Below are 22,007 nucleotides of genomic sequence, written 5' to 3'. Positions count from 1 at the left end.
GGCGGTCGTAAGAACCGCAACACCAAACTCCGCGGGGAGGGGGTCGGCCTACGACTACAGGCCCTCGCCGCGGCAGCTAAGGAGAAGCAGCCCGAAACGCATGATGGGCCGAGCCTAACCGAGGCGCCCCGTAACGCGAGGGCCTGTTTCAGTATGCAAGACCCCGGTGTCCGATTTATACCGAATGTGGGGTCCGTCTCGTTCCTCCGCTACAGGTCCGGTCGAACCGTCAACGCGGCGCGACGGCTTTCAGACAACTGAATGAATCATGGTTGCAGGTAGTGACACCGCGATGACCCGCTGCCACATTGCCGGGATGGATGCCTCCCACGCTCACCGCCACCCCGTCTTCTGCACGGTGGTCCCGCCCCACCTGCTCGACAAGATCGCCCAGTCCGAGGACACCCGGCGCGCCGACGCCGCCCAGCGCACCCTCGAGCAGGACTCCCTCCTGCGCACCCGGCGCCGGGTCACCACCGTCCGCGGGATCGCTCCTGCGCTGGGGACGCCCGTCTCCGACGAGCCCCGCCGGACGATCTACGACACCCAGCACCGCACCCGGCTGCCCGGGAAGAAGGTGCGCGGCGAGGGCGACGCGGCGTCCAAGGACGCCACCGTCAACCGCGCGTACGCGGGGCTCGGCGCCACGTACGAGCTGTTCCTGAAGGGCTTCGGCCGACACTCGATCGACGATTCCGGGCTGGCGCTGGACGCGAGCGTCCATTACGGCGTGGACTACAACAACGCCTTCTGGGACGGGCAGCAGATGGTCTTCGGCGACGGGGACGGGGACCTCTTCCTCGACTTCACCGTGTCGGTGGACGTCATCGGCCACGAACTCACGCACGGGGTCACCCAGTACACGGCGAACCTGGAGTACCACGGCCAGTCGGGCGCGCTGAACGAGTCGATGTCCGACGTCTTCGGCTCGCTGATCAAGCAGTACTGCCTCGACCAGACGGCCGAGGACGCGGACTGGCTGATCGGCGCCGGACTGCTCGGCCCGAACGTCGGCGGGGTCGCGCTGCGCTCGATGAAGGCGCCGGGCACGGCGTACGACGACGACGAGCTCGGCAAGGACCCGCAGCCGGCGACGATGGACGACTACGTGGACACCGCGCGGGACAACGGCGGGGTGCACATCAACTCCGGGATCCCGAACCACGCGTTCTACCTCGTGGCCACCGAACTCGGCGGCAAGGCGTGGGAGCGGGCCGGGCGGATCTGGTACGACACGCTGACGGGCGGCGAGCTGGCCTCGGACGCGGACTTCAAGGACTTCGCCCGGCTGTCGGTGGCCGCCGCGGTGGCCCGGTACGGGGACGGCGGCGCGGAGCACCAGGCGCTGCAGAAGGCGTGGTCGACGGTCGGGCTCGGCTAGCCGGCCCTCGCGGGGTAGAAAGGCGGGCATGCGGATTCTGGTGGTGCGGACGGGCGGCTTCGCGGGCATCGAGCGCCGGGCCGAGGTGGACACCTCGGGCCGGCCCGACGAGGACGAATGGCGGGCCCTGGCCCAGCTGGCGCTGCGGCCCGTCCCGGCCGCGCCCGGGTCGGACCGGATCCGGGACGGGTTCTCGTACCGGATCACCGTCGACGGACGGACGGTCTCCTGCCAGGAGCCGAACCTGTCGGAGGCGCAGCGGACGCTGATCTCCCGGCTGCTGAAGGAAGGCGCCTGAGCCGGGCGCCTTCGCCTTCGGACGGATGGCCGAAACCAGCCCCCGGCCGTCACGGGCGCCCCGCCCGGTTTGCCGGATCGGCAACAAGGTTTGCCCGGCGGGCGTGGGCGGGCGCAGCATCGGTCGCATCGGCACCCGTACCGGAAGAGGAAGCCATGACCGAGCACGCGCACGCGCACACGCACCCCCACCACTCCCCCGCAGCCGGGGCCTCGGCGGGCGAGGAGTTCTGGGACGGCCGCTACGGCGAGAGCGACCGCATCTGGAGCGGCGAGGCCAACGCCATGCTGGTGCACGAGGTGTCCGGGCTCGCCCCCGGGCGGGCCCTGGACCTGGGCTGCGGGGAGGGCGCCGACGCCGTCTGGCTGGCCCGCCGCGGATGGGCCGTCACCGGGACCGACATCTCCGGGGTCGCCCTCGGCCGGGCCGCCGAGCACGCGGCGGACGCCGGGGTCGCGGACCGCGCCACCTGGGCGCGGCACGACCTGACCGAGTCGTTCCCGGAGGGGGAGTTCGACCTCGTCTCGGCCTGCTTCCTGCACAACTACGGGGACTTCCCCCGCGACCGCGTCCTGCGCAGCGCCGCCGCGGCCGTGGCCCCCGGCGGCACCCTGCTGGTCGTCGGGCACGCGGGCTGGGCGCCGTGGCAGGAGGACCGCGAGGAGGCCCACTTCCCGACGCCGCAGGAGGTCCTCGCGCAGCTGGAGCCGGTCACGGCGGGCTGGGAGGTCCTGCGGGCCGAGGAGACCGAACGGATCCAGAACCAGCCCGACGGCACGCCCGGGACCCGCACGGACAACGTGGTGCGGCTGCGCCGGCCCGCGTAAACGGGCCGGCCCGGCCCCCTGCCGGGGTGCCGGGCCGAGCCGCCGGACGAGGTCTCCCCCGGCTACCGCCGGACGGAGCGCGTGAAGAGGATCAGAAGCCGAGCTTGCGCAGCTGCTTGGGGTCGCGCTGCCAGTCCTTCGCGACCTTCACGTGCAGGTCGAGGAAGACCGGGGTGCCGAGCAGCGCCTCGATGTGCTTGCGCGACTTCATCCCGACCTCCTTCAGCCGGGAGCCCTTCGGGCCGATGATGATGCCCTTCTGGCTCGGCCGCTCGATGTAGACGTTCGCGTGGATGTCCAGCAGCGGGCGGTCCGCCGGGCGGTTCTCCCGCGGGATCATCTCCTCGACGACCACGGCGATGGAGTGCGGGAGCTCGTCCCGTACGCCCTCCAGCGCGGCCTCCCGGATCAGCTCCGCGACCATCACCATCTCGGGCTCGTCGGTGAGGTCGCCCTCCGGGTACAGCGGCGGGCTCTCGGGCAGCAGCGGCGCGATCAGGTCGGCCAGCAGCTGGACCTGGGTGTCGCCGACCGCCGAGACGGGGACGATCTCGGCCCACTCGAAGCCGAGCTCCGCGCTGAGCTGGTGGACGGCGAGGAGCTGCTCGGCCAGCTGCTTGGACTCGACGAGGTCGGTCTTCGTGATGATGGCGATCTTGGGGGTCTTCTTGATCCCCGCGAGCTCCTTCGCGATGAACTTGTCGCCGGGGCCGAGCTTCTGGTCGGCGGGCAGGCAGAAGCCGATGACGTCGACCTCGGCCCAGGTGGTCCGTACGACGTCGTTCAGCCGCTCGCCGAGGAGGGTCCGCGGCTTGTGCAGACCGGGCGTGTCGACCAGTACGAGCTGGGCGTCGGGGCGGTGCACGATGCCGCGGACGGTGTGGCGGGTGGTCTGCGGCCGGTTGGAGGTGATCGCGACCTTGGTGCCCACGAGTGCGTTGGTCAGGGTCGACTTCCCCGCGTTGGGGCGGCCGACGAAGCAGGCGAAGCCCGCACGGTGCGGGCTGGTGGACTCGGGGGAACGATCGCTCATACGGGCCATTCTCCCCGATGCGGGTCCCAGCGCCGACCAGGCTGCCGCGACGAGGGCCGGGGCGCCCGCGAGGACGGCCGCCGGCGGGGGCCGGGGCGCCCGCGAGGACGGCCGTCGGCGGGGGCCGGGCGGAGTAGGACGTGGCGGCCCGGGCGCGGCTCCCGCGGCCTCGGCGCGCACCGTGACCTCGGCCCGTTCGACGGCGGGCGGGTGCTCCCACCTCGTGCTCAGCCGGACTTCCTGGCCGGGCAGCAGCCCGGCGGGGAGAAGGCCCCGCGCAGCGGGACCTGCGGAGCGGGACCCGCGGAGCGGGGCGGCTCACGAGAAGGTCAGGGTCAGGACCGCCCGGTACGCGCCCGGCGGGGTGTACGGGGGGAGCGTCAGGGCGACCGTCGCGTCGATCGTGAACGTCCCGCCGACCGGCTCCGCGTCCGGCGCGGACGCGAGCACCGCGCCCTCCGGCCCGACCACCCCCGCCCTGCCCGCCACGCACCGGCTCGGGCTGCCCTCCGCGGCCGTGCACGACGGGGTCCAGCTCAGCGAGGCCCCCGGGATCACGGCCCCGCCCGGGCCGGTGAAGTCCGTGACCTTGCCGGTCAGCGTCCACCCCGCCGGTCCGCCCCGCGCGTCCTTGACCGTGACCGTGCCGATCCGGCCGGGGGCCGCGCCGCCTTCCCCGTACGGGACCGCACCCAGCGCGATCGACGCGCCCGCCTGGGTCATCGACAGCGCGCCGGGCTCGACCACCGCCGTCACCTTCTGCGCGCCCGCAGGCGCAGCCGCGAGCACCGTGTACGCCGTCGGCCCCGAGCCCTCCTGCGCCGACCACGCCGTGCCCTCGTACGCGACCACCGCCGTCGTCGCCCTGTCCGTGACCGCAAGCTCCGCCAGGACCTCGCCCCGCTCGTCCGCCGTGACGGCCACCCGGTCCACGGTCTCGGCGGCGCCCGCCCGGCCGGTCACCGTCACGGCCGCGCCCGGGGCGAAGCCGACGCCGGTGACCTTGACCTTGGCTCCCGGCTTCCCGTAGGCCGTGCCCAGCGCGACCGACCGCAGGTTGGCCCGGGGCAGCGGGGTCGCGGTGAGCCGTTCGGACACCGGCGCACCGGTGACGGCGCAGGCGGTGTCCAGGTCCAGCAGGTGGCCGGTGTGCAGCATGTAGCCGCCCGGGGCCAGGGTGATCCCGCCGGGCGCGGTGACGGTGAACGTGCCGGTCATGGTGACGGCGGGCAGGCCTGCACCCGCCTGGACAGGATCGTTCCGCTTCGCCCCCACGACGGTGACCTCACCGCTCTGCGCACCCCCCAGCAGGATCCGCCCGGTCGGGGTCAGCACATCGGCCGGGAGTTCGGCGCCGAGCGGGTTCACGGCGGGCGTCCGGGCCACCTGGTACGTCACGGTGACCGTGTCGCCGACCTTCGGCGCCGGGTCGTCGACGGTGATCCGGGCCGTGGTCGGCCCGTCGGCGGGCGGGAGTCCGGCCTCCTGCGGCGGCAGGCAGTGCGTCGGGAACTCCACCTGCCCGGACGGCGTCTCCCCTTCCGCCGCGGCAGGCGCGCTCAGTGCACCCCCGGCCGTGGCCGCGAGCACCGCCATGCCGACGGCCACCGACCATCTCCTGCTGCCCGCCCGTGTTCGCACGGCCCGCCCCCTGGGTTCCCTCGCGCCGACAGGGGGCCATTCACGAGCGGGCGGCGGGAGAAGTCAATGCACGGACCCGGCATCAACTGATGGCCCATCAGGAGATGGCAGGCTCCCCCTGCCCACCGGCCGCGCGGAACGTGCGCCGGTACGCCGTCGGGCTCACCCCCAGCGCCGCCTGCACGTGCTTGCGCAGCGACTGCGCCGTCCCGAACCCGGTCTCCCGCGCGACCTGTTCCATCGGCAGATCCGTCCGCTCCAGCAGCCACCGGGCCCGTTCCACCCGCTGGCCGACGATCCACTCGCCGGGGCTGACCCCGGACTCCTCCCGGAACCGGCGCGTGAACGTCCGTACCGACATGGCCTCCTGGCGGGCCAGGTCGACCAGCCGCACCGGCTCGTGCAGCCGGTCCAGCACCCACGCGCGGGCGGCCGCGGTGCTGGCCTGCTGCGGCTGCGGCACCGGGCGGTCGATGAACTGGGCCTGCCCGCCGTCCCGGTGGGGCGGTACGACGGTCCGCCGGGCCACGTCGTTCGCGACGGCCGCGCCGTGGTCGCGGCGCACGATGTGCAGGCACAGGTCGATGCCGGCGGCGACCCCGGCCGAGGTCAGCACGTCCCCGTCGTCGGTGTAGAGCACGCCGGCGTCCACCCGTACGGCCGGGAAGAGCCGCTGGAAGTGCTCGGCGTGGGCCCAGTGCGTGGTGGCGGGGCGGCCGTCCAGGAATCCGGCCGCGGCCAGGACGTACCCGCCCGTGCAGATGGAGACGAGCCGCGTGCCGGGCCGGATGTGCCCGAGCGCCGCGGCGAGCTCGTCGCTCAGCCTGCCCTCCTCGTACACCGGCCCCAGCTCGTACGAGGCGGGCACCACCACGGTGTCGGCCGTGGCCAGCAGCTCGGGGCCGTGCTCGACCTGGACCGCGAAATCGGCGTCGGTGCGCACCGGCCCGGGGGCGAGGGCGCAGGTGAGGATCTCGTACAGCGGCTGCCCGGCAGGACCCTTGGCGCGGCCGAAGATCCGGTGCGGGATGCCCAGCTCGAAGGGCAGCAGCCCGGTGAGCGCGAGGACGACGACACGGTGAGGGGCCATGGCCCAATCATATCGAAGGGTGTCAGTCAGGCCACTGTCGTACGGGGCCCTGCAGGCCGGAAGCTTTCTGCGTGACGCAGACAGCCCCCAACCCCGCCCCCGCCCCCACCGGCCCGGCCCCGACCGCCCCCGGACGCATCCACCGCGCCTGGTTCGTCGCGGCCGTCGCCTTCGTGACGATCATCGGCGCCGCCGCCTTCGCCTCCCTGCCCGGACTGCTCATCGAGCCGCTGCACGAGGAGTTCGACTGGTCGCGCGGCACGATCGGCTTCGCCGTCTCGGTGAACCTCGCGCTGTACGGACTCACCGCACCCTTCGCCGCCGCCCTGATGGACCGCTTCGGCATCCGCAAGGTGGTGGCCCTGGCCCTGCTGGTCATATCCGGCGGCACCGTCGCCACCTTGTGGATGACGGCGTCCTGGCAGCTGGTGCTGTTCTGGGGCGTGCTGGTGGGCCTGGGCAGCGGCTCCATGGCCCTGGCCTTCGCGGCGACCGTGACCAACCGCTGGTTCACCGCCCGGCGCGGGCTCGTCACCGGCATCCTGACCGCGGCCGGGGCCTCCGGTCAGCTGATCTTCCTGCCGCTGCTGTCCTGGCTGGTGGAGCACCACGGCTGGCGTCCGGCGGCGGTGACGGTCTCACTGGCGGCCCTGGCCGTCGTCCCGTTCGTGTGGCTGCTGCTGCGCGACCACCCGGCGGACATGGGACTCGCGCCGTACGGGGGCACGTACGCGCAGCGACCCGCCCCGGTGACGGGCGCGGCGCGGCGGACGGTGGCGGTGCTGTTCAAGGCGGCCCGCACCGGCCCGTTCTGGCTGCTGGCGGGCACCTTCGCGATCTGCGGGGCCTCGACGAACGGGCTGGTCAAGACCCACTTCGTACCGGCGGCCCACGATCACGGCATGCCGGTGACGGCGGCCGCGGGACTGCTCGCGGTGGTCGGCGTCTTCGACGTGATCGGCACCGTCGCCTCCGGCTGGTTCACGGACCGCTTCGAGGCGCGCCGCCTGCTGGCGGTGTACTACGCCCTGCGCGGGATCTCGCTGCTGTTCCTGCCGATGCTGCTGGCGCCGTCCGTGCACCCGCCGATGGTCTTCTTCATCGTCTTCTACGGGCTGGACTGGGTCGCGACCGTCCCGCCGACCATCGCGCTGTGCCGCGAGCACTACGGCGAGGACAGCGCGATCGTCTTCGGCTGGGTCCTGGCCTCGCACCAGGTGGGCGCGGCGTTGGTGGCCTTCCTGGGCGGCCTGGCCCGCGACGCCTTCGGCTCGTACGACCTGGTCTGGTACGCCTCGGGCGCGCTGTGCGCGATGGCCGCGCTGATGGCCATGGTGATCCGCCGCCGCGCCCATGATCCACTCACTGCGTGACGACACTGACGCAGCGCGCCTTCGAGGCGATCGGCCGGTTCAACGAAGCTCACCCGTGGGACCACAACGCCCACTACCACCGTTGGATACTGCGGCAGCTGCCCGGGCGGTTCGACAGGGCGCTCGACGTGGGCTCGGGCAGCGGGGACCTGGCCCGGCTCCTGGCCGGCCGGGCCGGGGCGGTGGACGCCGTCGACGCCGATGCGGCGATCGTCGCCCGGGCCCGACAGCTGACCGCGCAGGACGCCCCGGTGGCGTTCTCCGTGGGGGACGCGCTGACGGAGCCCCCGCCGGGGCCGTACGACGTCATCACCTGTCTCGCCACGATCCACCACCTGCCGTTCGGCGAGGCCCTGCGGCTCTTCCGCCGCCACCTGGCACCGGGCGGAACCCTGGTCGTCGTCGGTCTCGCGCAGGCCCAGACCCCGGGCGACCACCTGCTCGGCGCGGCCGCGATCCCGCTCAACGCCGCACTGGGCTGGATCAAGAACAAGGGGCGTACGGCTCCCCGGCCGCCGTCCATGACCGCACCGACCCGCCCGGCGGGCATGGGCTTCCGGGCCGTCGTCCGCGAGGCCGGGGCCGTACTGCCGGGCGCGCGGCTGCGCCGGAGGCTGTTCTGGCGCTACACCCTGGTCTGGCGCGCAGTCTGACCGGCAGGCCCCGCCGGGTCAGGCGCCTGCCGGGGTGGCGGACTTGAGGGTGCCGTCCGGGCCGGCCAGCAGGACCGGGGTGTCCGGGCCGCCGAGGTCGCGGACCGCCGCGCGGTCGGCGTCGGCCACCACATCCGCCGAGCTGACCACGGCCGCTGCCTCCAGGGACTCGGCCCCGCTCGCCACCGCCATCGCGACCGCCGTCTGCAGCGCGCTCAGCTTCAGGGACTCGAGCTCCACCGTCCCGGCGACGTACGTACGGCCCGTCTCGTCCCGCACCGCCGCACCCTCGGGCACCCCGTTGCGGGCCCGGGCGCTGCGCGCCAGCGTGATGATCTTGCTGTCCTCGGGGTTGGTCCCGGTGGTGTCGGTCATGGACGAAAGCATAGGGAGCGTCTCGGCGGGGCCGCACAACCGCCCCTGCCCTGACACTCCCCATGCCGCCCCCGCGTCCCCGCGTCCCCGCGGGATCCGCCCTCACGGTCGGTCGAGCCGCAGCCGCTCCGCCCTCGGCAGGCCCGCGACCACCAGGTCGTACGAGTCCTCGATCAGCTCCCGCACCAGCGCCTCGGGCAGAGCGCCGACCGTCACCGTGTTCCAGTGCCGCTTGTTCATGTGCCAGCCCGGCACGATCGCCTCGTGCTCCGCCCGCAGCCGCACCGCCAGCTCCGGTTCGCACTTGAGGTTGACCTTCAGCGGGTCGCCGTCCAGCGCGGTCAGCGCGAACATCTTCCCCAGCACCTTGAACACCGAGGTCTCGGGCGTGAAGGGGAACTCCTCCACCGCCGCGTTGAAACCCAGACAGAACGCGCGCAGCTCCGCCGGCGTCATTCGCCCTCCTCGCCCTCGCCCGCCGCCGGGGCCAGCGGCTCCACCAGTACCGTCACGATCTTGTTCCGCCGGCCCGCCGGGGACTCGGCCGTCAGCCGCAGCGGCCGCCCGTCCGGCAGTTCCACGAGCGCCGAGGCGCCCGCGATCGGCACCCGGCCGAGCGCCTTCGCCAGCAGCCCGCCGACCGTCTCCACGTCCTCGTCGTCGTAGTCCTCGACCTTGAACAGCTCACCGAGGTCGGTGATGTCGAGCCGCGCCGTCACCCGGTAGCGGTCCTCGCCCAGGTCCTCGACGGGCGCGAGTTCGCGGTCGTACTCGTCGGTGATCTCGCCGACGATCTCCTCGAGGATGTCCTCGATGGTGACGATGCCCGCCGTGCCGCCGTACTCGTCGATGACCACGGCCACGTGGTTGCGCACCTGCTGCATCTCCCGCAGCAGATCGCCCGCGTTCTTGGTGTCCGGGACGAACACCGCCGGCCGCATCGCCGTCGTGACCAGGTCGGCCTCCGCCTCACGGCTGATGTGCGTCTTGCGGACCAGGTCCTTCAGGTACACGATGCCGACGATGTCGTCCTCGTTCTCCCCGGTCACCGGGATGCGCGAGAAGCCCGACCGCAGCGCCAGCGTCGTCGCCTGACGGACCGTCTTGTACCGCTCGATGCAGACCAGGTCGGTGCGCGGCACCATCACCTCGCGCACGAGGGTGTCGCCGAGCTCGAAGACCTGGTGCACCATCCGGCGCTCCTCGTCCTCGATCAGCGACTCCTTCTCCGCGAGGTCGACCATCGCGCGCAGCTCGGCCTCGGAGGCGAACGGCCCCTTGCGGAAGCCCTTTCCGGGCGTGAGCGCGTTGCCGATGAGGATCAGCAGCTGCGGGATGGGCCCCATGACGCGGGCGAGCGGGACCAGGACGTACGAGGCCGCCGTCGCCGTGTTGAGGGGGTGCTGGCGGCCGATGGTGCGCGGGGAGACGCCGACGGCCACGAAGGACACGAGCACCATCACCGCGATCGCGATGAGCAGCGCCTTCCAGTTGTCGCCGAACTCGTCGAGGCAGACGTACGTGACGAGCACGCCGGCCGCCATCTCGCAGGTGACCCGCACGAGCAGCGCCACGTTGAGGTAGCGGGTCGGGTCGGCGGCGACCTGCGCGAGCTTCGCGCTGCCGCGCCGGCCCTCCCGTACGGCCTGCTCGGCGCGGAAGCTCGAGATCCGGGCGATCCCGGACTCGGCGCACGCCGCGAACCAGGCCACCACCACCAGCAGCACCGCGCCGGTGATCAGCTGCGGGGCGGTCACGAGACGGTCGGGGCCGGGGACGGACCGGTCATGCCGCGCTCACCGCGCCAGCCGTCGACGATGGCCGCCTGGAGGCCGAACATCTCGGCCTTCTCGTCCGGCTCCTCGTGGTCGTACCCGAGCAGGTGCAGCACCCCGTGGACGGTCAGGAGCTGGAGCTCCTCGTCCATGGAGTGCTGCGTCGGGGCGTCCTCGCCCTGCTTCTTCGCCACCTCGGGGCAGAGCACGATGTCACCGAGGAGCCCCTGCGGGGGCTCCTCGTCGTCCTTCGTCGGCGGACGGAGCTCGTCCATCGGGAAGGACATGACGTCGGTGGGTCCGGGCAGGTCCATCCACTGGATGTGGAGCTGCTCCATTGCGTCCTCGTCGATGACGATGACGGAGAGCTCGGACAGCGGGTGGATCCGCATCCGGGTGAGTGCGTAGCGGGCGATGTCGAGGATCGCCCGCTCGTCGACCTCGGTTCCGGACTCGTTGTTGACGTCGATCGACATGGTGCGCTGGGTTCTACTTCCGCTGGTAGCCGTTCCGGGACTGCTGGGCGTCCTGGCTGTCGTCGTACTTCTCGTACGCATCGACGATACGGCCGACCAGCTTGTGCCGGACGACATCCTCGGACGTGAGCCGCGAGAAGTGGATGTCGGGAACCCCTTCGAGGATCGTCTGGACCTGGCGCAGGCCCGACTTGGTGCCGCCGGGAAGGTCGACCTGCGTGACGTCACCGGTGATGACGATCTTCGAATCGAAGCCGAGCCGGGTCAGGAACATCTTCATCTGTTCCGGGCTCGTGTTCTGCGCCTCGTCGAGGACGACGAACGCCTCGTTGAGCGTGCGGCCGCGCATGTACGCCAGCGGGGCCACCTCGATGGTCCCGGCGGCCATGAGCCGCGGGATCGAGTCCGGGTCGATCATGTCGTGCAGCGCGTCGTACAGCGGGCGCAGGTACGGGTCGATCTTGTCGAAGAGCGTGCCGGGCAGGAAGCCGAGCCGCTCTCCGGCCTCGACGGCGGGGCGGGTCAGGATGATCCGGCTGACCTGCTTGGACTGCAGGGCCTGGACCGCCTTGGCCATGGCGAGGTAGGTCTTGCCGGTACCGGCGGGGCCGATGCCGAACACGATCGTGTTCTTGTCGATCGCGTCGACGTACCGCTTCTGGTTGAGGGTCTTGGGCCGGATGGTGCGGCCTCGGCTGGAGAGGATGTTCTGCGTGAGCACCTCTGCGGGCGTCTCGTCCGGGCCGTTGCCGTTGCCGCTCGCCTTGAGCATGGCGATCGAGCGTTCCACTGCGTCCTCCGTCATCGGCTGCCCGGTGCGGAGCACCAGCATCATCTCGTCGAACAGGCGCTGGATCAGGGCGACTTCCGTCGCATCGCCGACCGCGCTGACCTGATTGCCCCGAACATGGATGTCGGCCTTCGGGAAGGCCTTCTCGATCACGCGCAACAGGGCGTCACCAGAGCCGAGCACCGCAACCATAGGGTGCCTGGCCGGAACGGTGAAGTGGGCTCGCGCCTGCCCCGGCGCCGGTGTCTGGGCTGTGGGTGTCTGAGTCATGGGCCGGCACTGTGGCCTGCACATACCTCCCGCTGAGGGGCCTCGCCGATCGACGACCTCCGGAGTACCAAGGGTACGACTCCGCCGCGCCATCCCCGAGGGGTTTTCCGGCGCCCTCGCAGCCCCTCCCGAAGCCCCGCCCGCCGGACACCGCCTACACCGAGTGGCGGAAGCCGATGGTCGGGACGGCTCTGCGGCGGGAGGCCGGCTCGGTGCCCGGCGGGACCAGCGCGTCCAGGAAGCCGTAGCGCGGCCGCAGGGCCTCGGGGGCCGCGCGCCACCAGTGGGCCACCTCCGGCCAGCCCGGGGCCGACAGCGAGCCGCCGAACTCCTGGACCGACAGGGCCGCCGTCAGGCCCGCGAAGGCCAGCCGGTCCGCCAGCGGCCACCCCGCCAGGGCTCCGGTGACGAAGCCCGCGACGAAGACGTCCCCCGCCCCCGTCGGGTCCAGCGCGTCCACCGTGATCCCGGGGACCTCCGCCTCCTCGGCGGTCCGCCCGTCCACCGCGTACGCGCCTTCCGGGCCCATCGTCACCACCGCGAGCGGCACCTTCTGCGCCAGCGCCCGCGCCGCCGCCCTCGGACAGTCGGTCCGCGTGTACCGCATGGCCTCCCCCGCGTTCGGCAGGAAGGCCTCGCAGTGCTCCAGGTCCGGCAGGTCCCCCAGGTCCCAGCGCCCGCTCTCGTCCCACCCCACGTCCGCGAAGATCCGCGATCCGCGCCGCGCCGCCTCCGCGATCCACGGGTCCGTCCGCCCCGGGCCCAGCGAGGCCACGGCCGCCCGGGTGCGCGGCGGGCACTGCGGGAACGGCCCGGGGGCCGCCGGGGGCGGGGCCTCGTGGCCGTGCGAGACCATCGTGCGCTCGCCCTCGTACGCCATCGAGACCGTGACCGGGCTGTGCCAGCCGGGGATGGTCCGCGACATCGACAGGTCGATGCCCTCGCCCTGCTCGAGCGCGTCCCAGCAGTACTCGCCGTAGTGGTCGTCGCCGAACGCCGCGGCCAGCGAGGTCCGCAGGCCGAGCCGGGCCAGCGCGGTGGCCATGTTGGCCACTCCCCCGGGGCTGGAGCCCATGCCGCGCGCCCAGGACTCCGTACCGCGGACCGGGGCCGAGTCGAGGCCGGTGAAAATGATGTCGAGGAAGACCGTGCCGGTCAGGAACACGTCGCACCACGGTTCCTGGGGGTCCCGCAGCGGACCGAGCGGGTCCACGGCCGGGGTGAGACTGGTGCTGCTGTCCCGACTGGTCACGGTGTACTCCCCGGTTGATGCGAAGGGTCGTTTCTGCATGCGGGCATGCGGTGGAAAGCTGCCAACCCTGCCCTCCCCCGGCAGGCCCAAACACAGTGTGTCGCAGATCACGATCGGGTCGCTCTTCTCCGCATCGTGAACCACTTGATAGACAAAGGCGCCGCGGCTCCGCGGATCCTCTCGCCGCACCTGCGCACCACCGGGAACAGCCGTGTCCGACAACACCTCCGCGCCGCCCGCCGCCTGGCCCCTGGTGGCCCTCTTCACGGCCGGCTACCTCGCCCCCTACCTGCTTCCCACCGTCGTCGGACGGCTCGACGCCCATCTCCCGCTGAGTCCCGCGCAGGCGGGGCTCGTCGGCACGGCCCTGCTGCTCGGCTCCGCCACGGCCGGACTCGCCCTGGCCTCCCGCATCCCCCGCCACGGGCAGCGCCCGCTGGCCCGGCTCGGACTGCTGCTCGCCGCCCTCGGCTACGGCACGGCGGCCGCGACCACGCTGCTCCCGCTGGTGGTCGCGGGCGTGGTGGTCGGCGGCTTCGGCTCCGGCACCGCGACCGCCGTGGCCGCCTCCGGGATCGCCGGGCAGCGCGATCCGCACCGCACCTCATCCCTCGGGCTGCTGTCGGTCTCGGCGACCGCGGGGGCCCTGTACCTGACCCTGCCGCGCCTCGGCGGCGGGCACGCACTGCCGTTCGCGGCCATCGCCCTGGTCGCGGCCCTGGCCTGGCCGGCGACCGGCCGCCTCGGCGGGCCCACCCGCCCGGGTCCCGCCGTACGGGGCGCCGGGCGGCTGCCGTACCCGCGCGCCGGGGCGGTGCTGGCCGGCTGCCTGCTGCTCTGGTCGCTGACCCAGGAGGCCCTGTGGGGCGTCAGCGGCCGGATCGGCGCCGAGCAGGCGGGCCTGCCCGAGGCCACGCTCGGCGTCGTCTTCGCGGTGGCGCTGGGGGCGGGCCTGCTCGGGGTCACGGCCGCCTCCGCGTTCGGGGCCCGGCTGGGGCGGGCGGTCCCGATCGGCGCGGGCACGGCGGCCATCGCCGGCTGCGTGGTGCTGACCGCCTCCGCGGACGGGCTCGCCGGGTTCGCCGCCGGGGAGATCCTGTGGAACGCGGTCTACCCGGTCGTCCTCTCGTACGTGATCGGCCTCGCGGCGGCCCTGGACACGCGCGGCCGCTGGGCGGTGCTCGCCGGCTCCGCCTCCTCGCTGGGCACGGCCTGCGGGCCCGTGGCCGGCAGCCTGCTCGCCGAGGGGTTCGGCTTCCGGGGCATGGGGCTCGTACTGGGCGCGCTGCTGCTGGTGATTGCCGGACCGATGACCGCGGTCGCGCTGCGCGCCGGCGGGCGCGGACCGGTCCCGGCCGAGGAGCCGGTCCGCCGCGGCGGCGCCCCGGCCACGGCGGTCCGGCCCGACCCCGCGCCCGGACCGCCCGTCCGCGTACGCCGCACCCCGCGCCGGGTGCTGCTGCTCTCCCCGGCGGCCCGCCGCTCCCGGAACCAGGAACGGGCCGAGGTCCCGGAGACCTCCGGGACCTCTGGGACCTCCGGGACCTAGCCGCGCTTCGGCAGGGGGACCCGTACGAGGTCGGCGGCGATCGTCAGTTCGCCCTCGAAGCCGGCCGCGCGGGCCTGGCGTTCGAACTCCTGCGGGTCCGTGTAGCGCTGCGAGAAGTGCGTCAGCACCAGGTGCCGTACGCCCGCGTCGCGCGCGACCCGGGCCGCCTGGCCTGCGGTGAGGTGCCCGTGGTCGGTGGCCAGCGCCTCGTCCTCGTCGAGGAACGTGGACTCGATCACCAGCATGTCGCAGCCCGCGGCGAGCGCGTCCACGCCGGGGCACAGCCGGGTGTCCATGACGAAGGCGAAGCTCTGCCCGGGCCTGGGCTCGCTGACCTCGTCCAGGGTGACGCCGTAGAGCTGCCCCTCGCGCTGGATCCGGCCCACGTCGGGTCCCTTGATCCCGTGGTGCGCGAGCCACTCCGGCACCATCCGGCGTCCGTCGGGCTCGGTGAGCCGGTAGCCGAAGGACTCGACCGGGTGCGAGAGCAGGCGGGCCTCGAGGGTGTACGAGGGCCCCTGGGCCAGCGTCCCGTCCTCGGCCACGGGTTCCTCGCGGAGCGGGACGGTCTCCCGGTAGGCGGTGGCGTACCGCAGCCGTTCGAAGAACTTCTGCCCGGAGGCCGGGTAGTGCGCGGTGACGGGGTGCGGGACCCGGTCCAGGTTGATGCGCTGGATCACCCCGGCGAGGCCGAGGCTGTGGTCACCGTGGAAGTGGGTGATGCAGATCCGGTTGATGTCGTGCGCGGCCACCCCGGCGCGGAGCATCTGGCGCTGGGTGCCCTCGCCCGGGTCGAAGAGGATGCCCTCGCCGTCCCAGCGCAGGAGGTAGCCGTTGTGGTTGCGGTGGCGGGTGGGCACCTGACTGGCGGTACCCAGCACCACGAACTCTCGTACGGACACGGTCTATCCGGGGGGCCACTGGAGGCCGCGCCCGCCGAGGACGTGCGCGTGCGCGTGGAACACCGTCTGGCCGGCGCCGGCGCCGGTGTTGAACACGATCCGGTAGCCGTGCCCGTCGATCTTCTCCTCGGCGGCGATCTCGCCGGCCACGCGCAGCACGTCGGCGGCGACGGCCGGTTCGGCGGCGGCGAGCGAGGCGGCGTCCGCGTAGTGCACGCGCGGGATCACGAGGACGTGCGTGGGCGCCTGCGGGTTGATGTCCCGGAAGGCGAACGTCGTCTCGGTCTCCCGGACCACGGTCGCCGGGATGTTCCCCGCGACGATCTTGCAGAACAGGCAGTCCGCCTGCGGTTCCCCGGCCATTGCTCCGCCTTCCGTGACAGTGGCGTTGACGGGCCGTCGACGCCGACGTTGATCAGCTCCGGCATCGTAACCGGCGCCGTCGGCGGCCTCGTACGCGTTTTCAGGACCAGCGGCCGGTGCGCGCCAGCAGGACCGCCGTCGCCGCGGTGCCGGCGGTCGAGGTGCGCAGGACCGAGGAGCCCAGGCGGTAGGGGTGGGCGCCGGCTTCCGCGAAGACGGCCAGCTCCTCCGGGGAGACCCCGCCCTCCGGTCCGACGACCAGGACGACGGAGCCCCCGGCCGGGAGCTCGGCCGTGGCCAGGGCCCCCGAGGGCGCGTCCCGGTCCTCGTGGAGGACCATCGCCAGATCGGCGCCGGCCAGCAGCGCCGCGACCTGCTTCGTGGACATGGCCTCCGCCACCTCCGGGAAGCGGACCCGGCGGGACTGCTTGCCCGCCTCCCGGGCCGTGGCCCGCCACTTGGCCAGGGACTTGGCTCCGCGGTCGCCGCGCCACTGCGTGATGCAGCGCGAGGCCTGCCAGGGGACGATCGCGTCCACGCCGGTCTCGGTCATGGTCTCGACGGCGAGCTCGCCGCGGTCCCCCTTGGGCAGGGCCTGGACGACGGTGATCCGGACGGCCGGCTCCGGCTCCTCCTCGATGGCGTGCAGGTCCGTGACGACCAGCCGGTCCTTGCCCTCGGCGGCCTTGACCACGCCCTCCGTCCAGTGGCCGCGCCCGTCGGTGAGGACCACGCCCTCGCCCGGGTTCAGCCGTTTCACGGAGACCGCGTGCCGGCCCTCCGGGCCGTCGAGCACGAACTCCGGCCCCGCGGGGACCTCTTCGACCACGAACACGGGGGCGGTCATGACGTACTCCTCTTCTGCATTGCCTTCAACGCGCTCTGGGCCTCGGCCAGTTCGGCCGCCAGCACCTCCACCAGCTCCCCCGCGGGCAGCGCCCGCGCCAGCCGGTGCCCCTGGCCCGCCCACAGGGCCATGCCCTGCGGGTCCCCGGCCGCGGCGGCGGCCTTGCGCAGCCCGGAGGTCATGTGGTGGATCTGCGGGTACGCGGCCGGGGCGTACGGCCCGTGCTCCCGCATGAACCGGTTCACCAGGCCCCGGGCCGGCCGCCCCGAAAATGCCCTGGTCAGCTCCGTATGGGCGAACAGGGGGTCCGTCAGCGCCTTCTTGTGCAGCGGGTGCGCGCCCGATTCGGGGCAGGCCAGGAACGCGGTGCCGAGCTGCGCCGCCTCCGCGCCCGCCGCCAGCAGCGCGGCGATCTGCGAGCCGCGCATCAGGCCGCCGGCCGCGATGATCGGGAGGGCCACGGCCTCCCGTACCTGCGCCACCAGCGCGAGCAGGCCCACACCCGCCGTGCCGTCGGCCTGCGGGTCGTCGCGGTACGTGCCCTGGTGGCCGCCGGCCTCCACGCCCTGGACGCAGACGGAGTCGGCGCCCGCGGCCTGGGCGGCGCGGGCCTCGTCGACCGAGGTGACGGTGACGATCGAGTACGTGCCCGCCTTGCGCAAGGCGGCGAGGACCACGGGCGCGGGGCAGCCGAAGGTGAACGAGACCACGGGAACGGGGTCTTCGAGGAGGATCGCGAGCTTGGCGTCGTAGCCGTCGTCGCTGGTGCCGATGATGTCCTCGTCGGCCAGGGAGATCTCGTACCAGCTGGCCTCGCCGGCCAGCTGCCCGCGGTACGCCTCCACCGCGGCCGGGTCCACGTACCCCGTCTGCGGCATGAAGAGGTTCACGCCGAACGGGCGCCGGGTGAGCGCGCGCAGCCGTTTGATCTCCTGGTACATCCCGTCGGCGGTCTTGTAGCCGCCGGCCAGGAAGCCCAGCCCGCCCGCCTCGCACACGGCGGCGGCGAGCGGCGGACAGGAGGCGCCGCCCGCCATGGGAGCCTGCACGATCGGGTACGGGGAGAGACCGTTCGGTGCGGAGGACATGCACTGCATCGTGCCATGTCCCGCTCACCGGGCCGAATCACGGCATTCGCCTGGCATAGTCCGCTTCAGCGGGCGCGTCCGGATCAATGCGGCGAGCCCGGTCCGGGGCATCCCCGGACCGGGCTTCGTCACGTGCTCCGACAAGGGAGGTGTCCGGTCAGCGGCCGTTGAAGGCGTCCTTCAGGCGGCTGAACAGGCCCTGCTGACCCGGCGCGAACTGGCCCATGGGCCGCTCCTCGCCGCGCAGCTTGGCGAGCTGGCGCAGCAGCTCCTCCTGCTGGGGGTCCAGCTTGCCCGGGGTGGTGACCTCGACGTGGACGATCAGGTCGCCGCGGCCGCCGCCGCGCAGGTGCGTGACGCCGCGCCCGTGCAGCGGGATCGACTGGCCCGACCCGGTGCCGGGGCGGATGTCGATCTCCTCCATGCCGTCCAGCGTCTCCAGCGGGCACTTGGTGCCGAGGGCCGCGGCCGTCATGGGGATGGTCACCGTGCAGTGCAGGTCGTCCCCGCGCCGCTGGAAGGTCGGGTGCGACAGCTCGTGGATCTCCACGTACAGGTCGCCGGCGGGGCCGCCGCCGGGGCCGACCTCGCCCTCGCCCGCGAGCTGGATCCGGGTGCCGTTCTCGACGCCCGCCGGGATCTTGACCGTGAGGCTGCGGCGGGAGCGGACCCGGCCGTCGCCCGCGCACTCGGGGCACGGGGTCGGGACCACGGTGCCGAAGCCCTGGCACTGGGGGCAGGGGCGCGAGGTCATGACCTGGCCCAGGAAGGACCGGGTGACCTGCGACACCTCACCGCGGCCGCGGCACATGTCACACGTCTGCGCCGAGGTGCCGGGGGCGGCACCCTCTCCGGAGCAGGTGGTGCAGACGACGGCCGTGTCGACCTGGATGTCCTTGGTCGTGCCGAAGGCGGCCTCGTCCAGCTCCAGGTCGAGGCGGATCATGGCGTCCTGGCCGCGGCGGGTCCGCGAGCGCGGTCCGCGCTGCGAGGCCTGGCCGAAGAAGGCGTCCATGATGTCGGAGAAGTTGCCGAAGCCGCCCGCTCCGAAGCCGCCCGCGCCGCCGCCGCCCGAGGAGGACAGCGGGTCGCCGCCGAGGTCGTAGACCTGCTTCTTCTGCGGGTCCGAGAGCACCTCGTAGGCCGCGTTGATCTCCTTGAAGCGCTCCTGCGTCTTCGGGTCCGGATTCACGTCCGGGTGGAGTTCGCGCGCCAGGCGACGGAAGGCCTTCTTGATCTCGTCCTGCGATGCGTCGCGGCGCACGCCGAGAACGGCGTAGTAGTCCGTGGCCACTTACGACTCCGCCAGGATCTGTCCGACGTAACGTGCCACTGCGCGTACCGCTCCCATCGTTCCGGGGTAGTCCATGCGGGTCGGTCCGACCACGCCGAGTTTGGCGACTGCTTCGCCGCCCGAACCGTAGCCGACCGAGACGACGGACGTGGAGTTCAGTCCCTCGTATGCATTCTCATGCCCGATCCGTACGGCCATTCCCGACTCACTGGCCTCACCGAGCAGCTTGAGGAGCACGACCTGCTCCTCCAGCGCCTCGAGCACCGGCCTGATCGTCAGGGGAAAATCGTGTCCGAAGCGCGTGAGATTGGCGGTTCCGCCGATCATCAACCGCTCCTCGGCCTCCTCGACCAGCGTCTCCAGCAGGGTCGCGAGCACGGTCGACACCGTGCTGCGGTCATCCGGCTCGAACGACTCCGGCAGGTCCTGCACGAGCTGCGGCACGTCCGTGAACCGGCGGCCGACGACCCGGCTGTTGAGCCGCGCCCGCAGATCTGCGAGCGAGGTCTCGCCGAACGGAGTCTGGCAGTCCACGAGCCGCTGCTCGACCCGTCCTGTATCGGTGATCAGCACGAGCATGAGCCGGGCCGGAGCGAGCGACAGCAGCTCGACGTGCCGGACCGTCGACCGGGTCAGGCTCGGGTACTGGACGACGGCGACCTGCCGGGTGAGCTGCGCGAGCAGGCGCACCGTACGGCCGACCACGTCGTCGAGGTCGACGGCCCCGTCGAGGAAGTTCTGGATGGCCCGGCGCTCGGGCGTCGACAGCGGCTTGACCCCCGCCAGCTTGTCGACGAAGAGCCGGTAGCCCTTGTCCGTGGGGATCCGGCCGGCGCTGGTGTGGGGCTGCGCGATGTAGCCCTCCTCCTCCAGCACGGCCATGTCGTTGCGCACGGTGGCGGGCGAGACGCCGAGCCGGTGCCGCTCGGTGAGCGCCTTGGAGCCGACCGGCTCCTCCGTCCCGACGTAGTCCTGGACGATGGCGCGCAGCACCTCGAGTCTGCGTTCGCTGAGCATCGCGCACACCTCCAGCTGGTCGTCGTCGCTCGTCGTGGTCGGTTTCATCTGCTTCGTTGGCACTCCGGGCGTTCGAGTGCCAGAGATCCCCCGGCCAGTGTACGGCCGGGTAGTCAGGCCCTGGCAAGGGCGGCCCGCCAGGGTAGCGTCGCGGCATGGACGTGCGTTGGGAAGAGGCGGGCTGGGAGCGGCTGACCGGACGGACCGGACGGCGACGACTCCCGGTGTGGGACTGCACGGTGGGACTGGTGGTGGGGGACGAGTCGGTACTCCTGATCGATCCGGGCTCGTGCGTGCGCGAAGGCGCGCAGCTGCGGGCCGAGGCGGAGCGGCTGACCGGCCGGCGCGTGACGCATATCGCATTCACGCACGGCCATTTCGATCACGTACTGGGCGTGGCCGCGTTCGCCGGGGCCGAGGTGTACGGGGCGGTCGGGCTGGACTCGGAGCTGTCGACGGGCCGGGAGGAGCTGCGCGGCGACGCGGTCCGGCAGGGGCTGTCGGAGGCCGAGGCCGCCGAGGCGGTGGGCCTGCTGGCGGTGCCGAGGCATTCCGTCTCGGGCGAATGGACCCTGGAGCTGGGCGGGCTGCAGGTGCTGCTGGCCAACGTCGGGCCCGGGCACACCCGGTACGACCTTGCGGTGTTCGTGCCGGGCGAGCGCGAGACGGTGTTCTGCGGGGACCTCGTCGAGGAGTCGGGGGAACCCCAGGCGGGCAGTGACGCGGTGCCGTCGCAGTGGCCGGCGGCGCTGGACCGGCTGCTGTCGCTGGGCGGGGACGACGCACTGTACGTACCGGGTCACGGAGCGGTGGTCGACGCGGACTTCGTGCGTGCGCAACGCGCCACACTGGCCGCCCGTTTCGGCGTGTCGGAGGCGTGAGCGGCGCGCCTCTCCTAGTGTCGGCCGGATGCGCGAGTACTCCCCCGACCTGACCCCGCAGTGGAAGCGCCCCAAGGCCGTACCGGAGGTGGCGGCGGAGCCGGACCTGGTGGTCGAGGTGGCCGGTACGGACTTCTGCGGAGCGGTGGTGGCCTGCGAGGCGGGCACGGTGACCCTGGAGGACCGCTTCGGCAAGCGGCGGGTGTTCCCGCTGGATCCGCGGGGGTTCCTGCTGGAGGGCGCCGTGGTGACCCTGACCCGCCCCTCACGGGCCCCTGCGGCGCCTTTGCGCACCGCGTCGGGCTCGGTGGCCGTCCCGGGGGCGCGCGCCCGTGTGGCGCGCGCCGGGCGGATCTACGTCGAGGGCCGGCACGACGCGGAGCTGGTGGAGCGGGTCTGGGGCGACGACCTGCGGATCGAGGGCGTGGTGGTGGAGTACCTGGAGGGCATCGACGACCTCCCCGCGGTGGTCGCGGACTTCGCCCCGACGGCCGACGCCCGCCTGGGCGTCCTGGTGGACCACCTGGTCCCGGGTTCGAAGGAGTCCCGTATCGCGGCGTCGGTGACCTCGTCGGACGTCCTGATCGTCGGCCACCCGTACGTGGACGTCTGGCAGGCGGTGAAGCCGTCCGCGCTGGGCATCGCCGCGTGGCCGGTGATCCCGCCGGGCCAGGACTGGAAGACAGGCGTCTGCAGGGCGCTGGGCTGGTCGGAGAACACCGGCGCCGCCTGGCAGCACATCCTGTCCCGCGTGAGGTCCTACAAGGACCTGGAGCCGGTCCTGCTGGGCCGCGTGGAGGAACTGATCGACTTCGTCACGGCACCGGCTTGA

At 73.0% G+C, this 22,007-nt stretch carries 23 protein-coding genes; 8 read left to right on the top strand and 15 right to left on the bottom strand.

Annotation, left to right across the window (positions count from 1 at the left end; all coding sequences use genetic code 11):
- The first annotated feature begins 316 nt into the window (after window positions 1-316).
- The 3 genes from OG299_RS26220 to OG299_RS26210 all read left to right on the top strand — a co-directional run bounded on the left by OG299_RS26220 (window position 317) and on the right by OG299_RS26210 (window position 2,506).
- A complete protein-coding gene (locus OG299_RS26220; RefSeq protein ID WP_327362808.1) occupies window positions 317-1,381 on the top strand; it encodes a M4 family metallopeptidase in 1,065 nt (354 codons plus the stop codon).
- A gap of 28 nt (window positions 1,382-1,409) precedes the next feature.
- Window positions 1,410-1,679 (top strand): protealysin inhibitor emfourin, encoded by a 270-nt coding sequence (locus OG299_RS26215; RefSeq protein ID WP_266629392.1) that lies wholly within the window; start codon window positions 1,410-1,412, stop codon window positions 1,677-1,679.
- 155 nt (window positions 1,680-1,834) lie between these two features.
- On the top strand, window positions 1,835-2,506 hold the full coding sequence (locus OG299_RS26210) for a class I SAM-dependent methyltransferase (protein WP_327362807.1): 672 nt from the start codon (window positions 1,835-1,837) through the stop codon (window positions 2,504-2,506).
- Between the two features lie 91 nt (window positions 2,507-2,597).
- Here OG299_RS26210 and era read toward each other — a convergent pair whose 3' ends face one another.
- From era to OG299_RS26195, 3 genes are all read right to left on the bottom strand, one after another.
- Window positions 2,598-3,548, bottom strand: a complete 951-nt coding sequence (era, locus tag OG299_RS26205; RefSeq protein WP_266629388.1) for a GTPase Era — start codon at window positions 3,546-3,548, stop codon at window positions 2,598-2,600.
- Window positions 3,549-3,857: 309 nt separating this feature from the next.
- Entirely contained in the window at window positions 3,858-5,135 is a 1,278-nt protein-coding gene (locus tag OG299_RS26200; RefSeq protein WP_327364596.1) for a WxL domain-containing protein, read from the bottom strand.
- Window positions 5,136-5,277: 142 nt separating this feature from the next.
- The gene (locus OG299_RS26195; protein ID WP_327362806.1) at window positions 5,278-6,270 is read right to left on the bottom strand and encodes a GlxA family transcriptional regulator; all 993 of its coding nucleotides are present in this window, start codon (window positions 6,268-6,270) and stop codon (window positions 5,278-5,280) included.
- A 71-nt stretch (window positions 6,271-6,341) separates the two neighbouring features.
- Here OG299_RS26195 and OG299_RS26190 point away from each other — a divergent pair, with 71 nt between their 5' ends.
- Together OG299_RS26190 and OG299_RS26185 are read left to right on the top strand one after the other, a co-directional pair.
- Entirely contained in the window at window positions 6,342-7,643 is a 1,302-nt protein-coding gene (locus tag OG299_RS26190) for an MFS transporter (protein ID WP_327362805.1), read from the top strand.
- Window positions 7,640-8,296 (top strand): class I SAM-dependent methyltransferase, encoded by a 657-nt coding sequence (locus OG299_RS26185; RefSeq protein ID WP_327362804.1) that lies wholly within the window; start codon window positions 7,640-7,642, stop codon window positions 8,294-8,296. Before OG299_RS26190 ends, OG299_RS26185 begins: the two co-directional genes overlap by 4 nt.
- 18 nt (window positions 8,297-8,314) lie before the next feature.
- On the opposite strand, the gene OG299_RS26180 is transcribed toward OG299_RS26185, so the two are convergent.
- From OG299_RS26180 to OG299_RS26155, 6 genes are all read right to left on the bottom strand, one after another.
- Window positions 8,315-8,671 carry a cytidine deaminase-like protein gene (locus OG299_RS26180; RefSeq protein ID WP_327362802.1) on the bottom strand — a complete coding sequence of 119 codons (357 nt, stop codon included), beginning with the start codon at window positions 8,669-8,671 and terminating at the stop codon, window positions 8,315-8,317.
- Between the two features lie 102 nt (window positions 8,672-8,773).
- On the bottom strand, window positions 8,774-9,127 hold the full coding sequence (locus OG299_RS26175) for an MmcQ/YjbR family DNA-binding protein (RefSeq protein WP_266629378.1): 354 nt from the start codon (window positions 9,125-9,127) through the stop codon (window positions 8,774-8,776).
- A complete protein-coding gene (locus OG299_RS26170) occupies window positions 9,124-10,428 on the bottom strand; it encodes a hemolysin family protein (RefSeq protein WP_266629376.1) in 1,305 nt (434 codons plus the stop codon). Before OG299_RS26170 ends, OG299_RS26175 begins: the two co-directional genes overlap by 4 nt.
- Window positions 10,425-10,922, bottom strand: coding sequence for an rRNA maturation RNase YbeY (gene ybeY, locus OG299_RS26165; RefSeq protein WP_327362801.1), 498 nt, complete (start codon window positions 10,920-10,922; stop codon window positions 10,425-10,427). Before ybeY ends, OG299_RS26170 begins: the two co-directional genes overlap by 4 nt.
- Window positions 10,923-10,935: 13 nt before the next feature.
- Window positions 10,936-11,982 (bottom strand): PhoH family protein, encoded by a 1,047-nt coding sequence (locus tag OG299_RS26160; RefSeq protein WP_266629372.1) that lies wholly within the window; start codon window positions 11,980-11,982, stop codon window positions 10,936-10,938.
- A gap of 154 nt (window positions 11,983-12,136) precedes the next feature.
- On the bottom strand, window positions 12,137-13,273 hold the full coding sequence (locus tag OG299_RS26155) for a carbohydrate kinase family protein (RefSeq protein WP_266629370.1): 1,137 nt from the start codon (window positions 13,271-13,273) through the stop codon (window positions 12,137-12,139).
- Between the two features lie 172 nt (window positions 13,274-13,445).
- Here OG299_RS26155 and OG299_RS26150 point away from each other — a divergent pair, with 172 nt between their 5' ends.
- Window positions 13,446-14,783 carry an MFS transporter gene (locus OG299_RS26150; RefSeq protein WP_327362800.1) on the top strand — a complete coding sequence of 446 codons (1,338 nt, stop codon included), beginning with the start codon at window positions 13,446-13,448 and terminating at the stop codon, window positions 14,781-14,783.
- Here the strand turns inward: OG299_RS26150 and OG299_RS26145 are convergent.
- From OG299_RS26145 to hrcA, 6 genes are all read right to left on the bottom strand, one after another.
- Window positions 14,780-15,685, bottom strand: a complete 906-nt coding sequence (locus tag OG299_RS26145; protein ID WP_327362799.1) for a ribonuclease Z — start codon at window positions 15,683-15,685, stop codon at window positions 14,780-14,782. The genes OG299_RS26150 and OG299_RS26145 overlap by 4 nt on opposite strands.
- Window positions 15,686-15,688: 3 nt before the next feature.
- Window positions 15,689-16,048 (bottom strand): histidine triad nucleotide-binding protein, encoded by a 360-nt coding sequence (locus tag OG299_RS26140; RefSeq protein ID WP_266629364.1) that lies wholly within the window; start codon window positions 16,046-16,048, stop codon window positions 15,689-15,691.
- A 100-nt stretch (window positions 16,049-16,148) separates the two neighbouring features.
- On the bottom strand, window positions 16,149-16,895 hold the full coding sequence (locus tag OG299_RS26135) for a 16S rRNA (uracil(1498)-N(3))-methyltransferase (RefSeq protein ID WP_266629362.1): 747 nt from the start codon (window positions 16,893-16,895) through the stop codon (window positions 16,149-16,151).
- Window positions 16,892-17,983 carry a nitronate monooxygenase gene (locus OG299_RS26130; protein WP_266629360.1) on the bottom strand — a complete coding sequence of 364 codons (1,092 nt, stop codon included), beginning with the start codon at window positions 17,981-17,983 and terminating at the stop codon, window positions 16,892-16,894. Before OG299_RS26130 ends, OG299_RS26135 begins: the two co-directional genes overlap by 4 nt.
- 157 nt (window positions 17,984-18,140) lie before the next feature.
- Window positions 18,141-19,277: a molecular chaperone DnaJ gene (gene dnaJ / locus OG299_RS26125; RefSeq protein WP_266629358.1), complete on the bottom strand. Its 1,137-nt coding sequence runs from the start codon at window positions 19,275-19,277 to the stop codon at window positions 18,141-18,143.
- Window positions 19,278-20,294, bottom strand: a complete 1,017-nt coding sequence (gene hrcA, locus OG299_RS26120) for a heat-inducible transcriptional repressor HrcA (RefSeq protein WP_266633556.1) — start codon at window positions 20,292-20,294, stop codon at window positions 19,278-19,280.
- A gap of 155 nt (window positions 20,295-20,449) precedes the next feature.
- Here hrcA and OG299_RS26115 point away from each other — a divergent pair, with 155 nt between their 5' ends.
- Complete coding sequence (locus OG299_RS26115; RefSeq protein WP_327362798.1) at window positions 20,450-21,175, top strand: MBL fold metallo-hydrolase; 726 nt, start codon at window positions 20,450-20,452, stop codon at window positions 21,173-21,175.
- Between the two features lie 28 nt (window positions 21,176-21,203).
- A complete protein-coding gene (locus OG299_RS26110) occupies window positions 21,204-22,007 on the top strand; it encodes a DUF3097 domain-containing protein (RefSeq protein ID WP_327362797.1) in 804 nt (267 codons plus the stop codon).

Source organism: Streptomyces sp. NBC_01296 (genome assembly GCF_035984415.1).
Classification (GTDB): Bacteria; Actinomycetota; Actinomycetes; order Streptomycetales; family Streptomycetaceae; genus Streptomyces.
Note: the sequence above shows the minus strand (reverse complement) of the source record. Positions and strands in the feature narration are given on the sequence as shown.

What these genes read in the sequence shown, in the direction of transcription:
- OG299_RS26175 (WP_266629378.1), bottom strand. Translation starts at nt 9,127, where the DNA reads ATGACGCCGGCGGAGCTGCGCGCGTTCTGTCTGGGTTTCAACGCGGCG.
- OG299_RS26160 (WP_266629372.1), bottom strand. Translation starts at nt 11,982, where the DNA reads ATGACTCAGACACCCACAGCCCAGACACCGGCGCCGGGGCAGGCGCGA.
- era (WP_266629388.1), bottom strand. Translation starts at nt 3,548, where the DNA reads ATGGCCCGTATGAGCGATCGTTCCCCCGAGTCCACCAGCCCGCACCGT.
- OG299_RS26130 (WP_266629360.1), bottom strand. Translation starts at nt 17,983, where the DNA reads ATGTCCTCCGCACCGAACGGTCTCTCCCCGTACCCGATCGTGCAGGCT.
- OG299_RS26220 (WP_327362808.1), top strand. Translation starts at nt 317, where the DNA reads ATGGATGCCTCCCACGCTCACCGCCACCCCGTCTTCTGCACGGTGGTC.
- OG299_RS26135 (WP_266629362.1), bottom strand. Translation starts at nt 16,895, where the DNA reads ATGACCGCCCCCGTGTTCGTGGTCGAAGAGGTCCCCGCGGGGCCGGAG.
- OG299_RS26195 (WP_327362806.1), bottom strand. Translation starts at nt 6,270, where the DNA reads ATGGCCCCTCACCGTGTCGTCGTCCTCGCGCTCACCGGGCTGCTGCCC.
- OG299_RS26180 (WP_327362802.1), bottom strand. Translation starts at nt 8,671, where the DNA reads ATGACCGACACCACCGGGACCAACCCCGAGGACAGCAAGATCATCACG.
- OG299_RS26200 (WP_327364596.1), bottom strand. Translation starts at nt 5,135, where the DNA reads ATGGCGGTGCTCGCGGCCACGGCCGGGGGTGCACTGAGCGCGCCTGCC.
- OG299_RS26140 (WP_266629364.1), bottom strand. Translation starts at nt 16,048, where the DNA reads ATGGCCGGGGAACCGCAGGCGGACTGCCTGTTCTGCAAGATCGTCGCG.
- OG299_RS26110 (WP_327362797.1), top strand. Translation starts at nt 21,204, where the DNA reads ATGCGCGAGTACTCCCCCGACCTGACCCCGCAGTGGAAGCGCCCCAAG.
- OG299_RS26210 (WP_327362807.1), top strand. Translation starts at nt 1,835, where the DNA reads ATGACCGAGCACGCGCACGCGCACACGCACCCCCACCACTCCCCCGCA.
- OG299_RS26215 (WP_266629392.1), top strand. Translation starts at nt 1,410, where the DNA reads ATGCGGATTCTGGTGGTGCGGACGGGCGGCTTCGCGGGCATCGAGCGC.
- OG299_RS26115 (WP_327362798.1), top strand. Translation starts at nt 20,450, where the DNA reads ATGGACGTGCGTTGGGAAGAGGCGGGCTGGGAGCGGCTGACCGGACGG.
- hrcA (WP_266633556.1), bottom strand. Translation starts at nt 20,294, where the DNA reads ATGCTCAGCGAACGCAGACTCGAGGTGCTGCGCGCCATCGTCCAGGAC.
- ybeY (WP_327362801.1), bottom strand. Translation starts at nt 10,922, where the DNA reads ATGTCGATCGACGTCAACAACGAGTCCGGAACCGAGGTCGACGAGCGG.
- OG299_RS26155 (WP_266629370.1), bottom strand. Translation starts at nt 13,273, where the DNA reads ATGCAGAAACGACCCTTCGCATCAACCGGGGAGTACACCGTGACCAGT.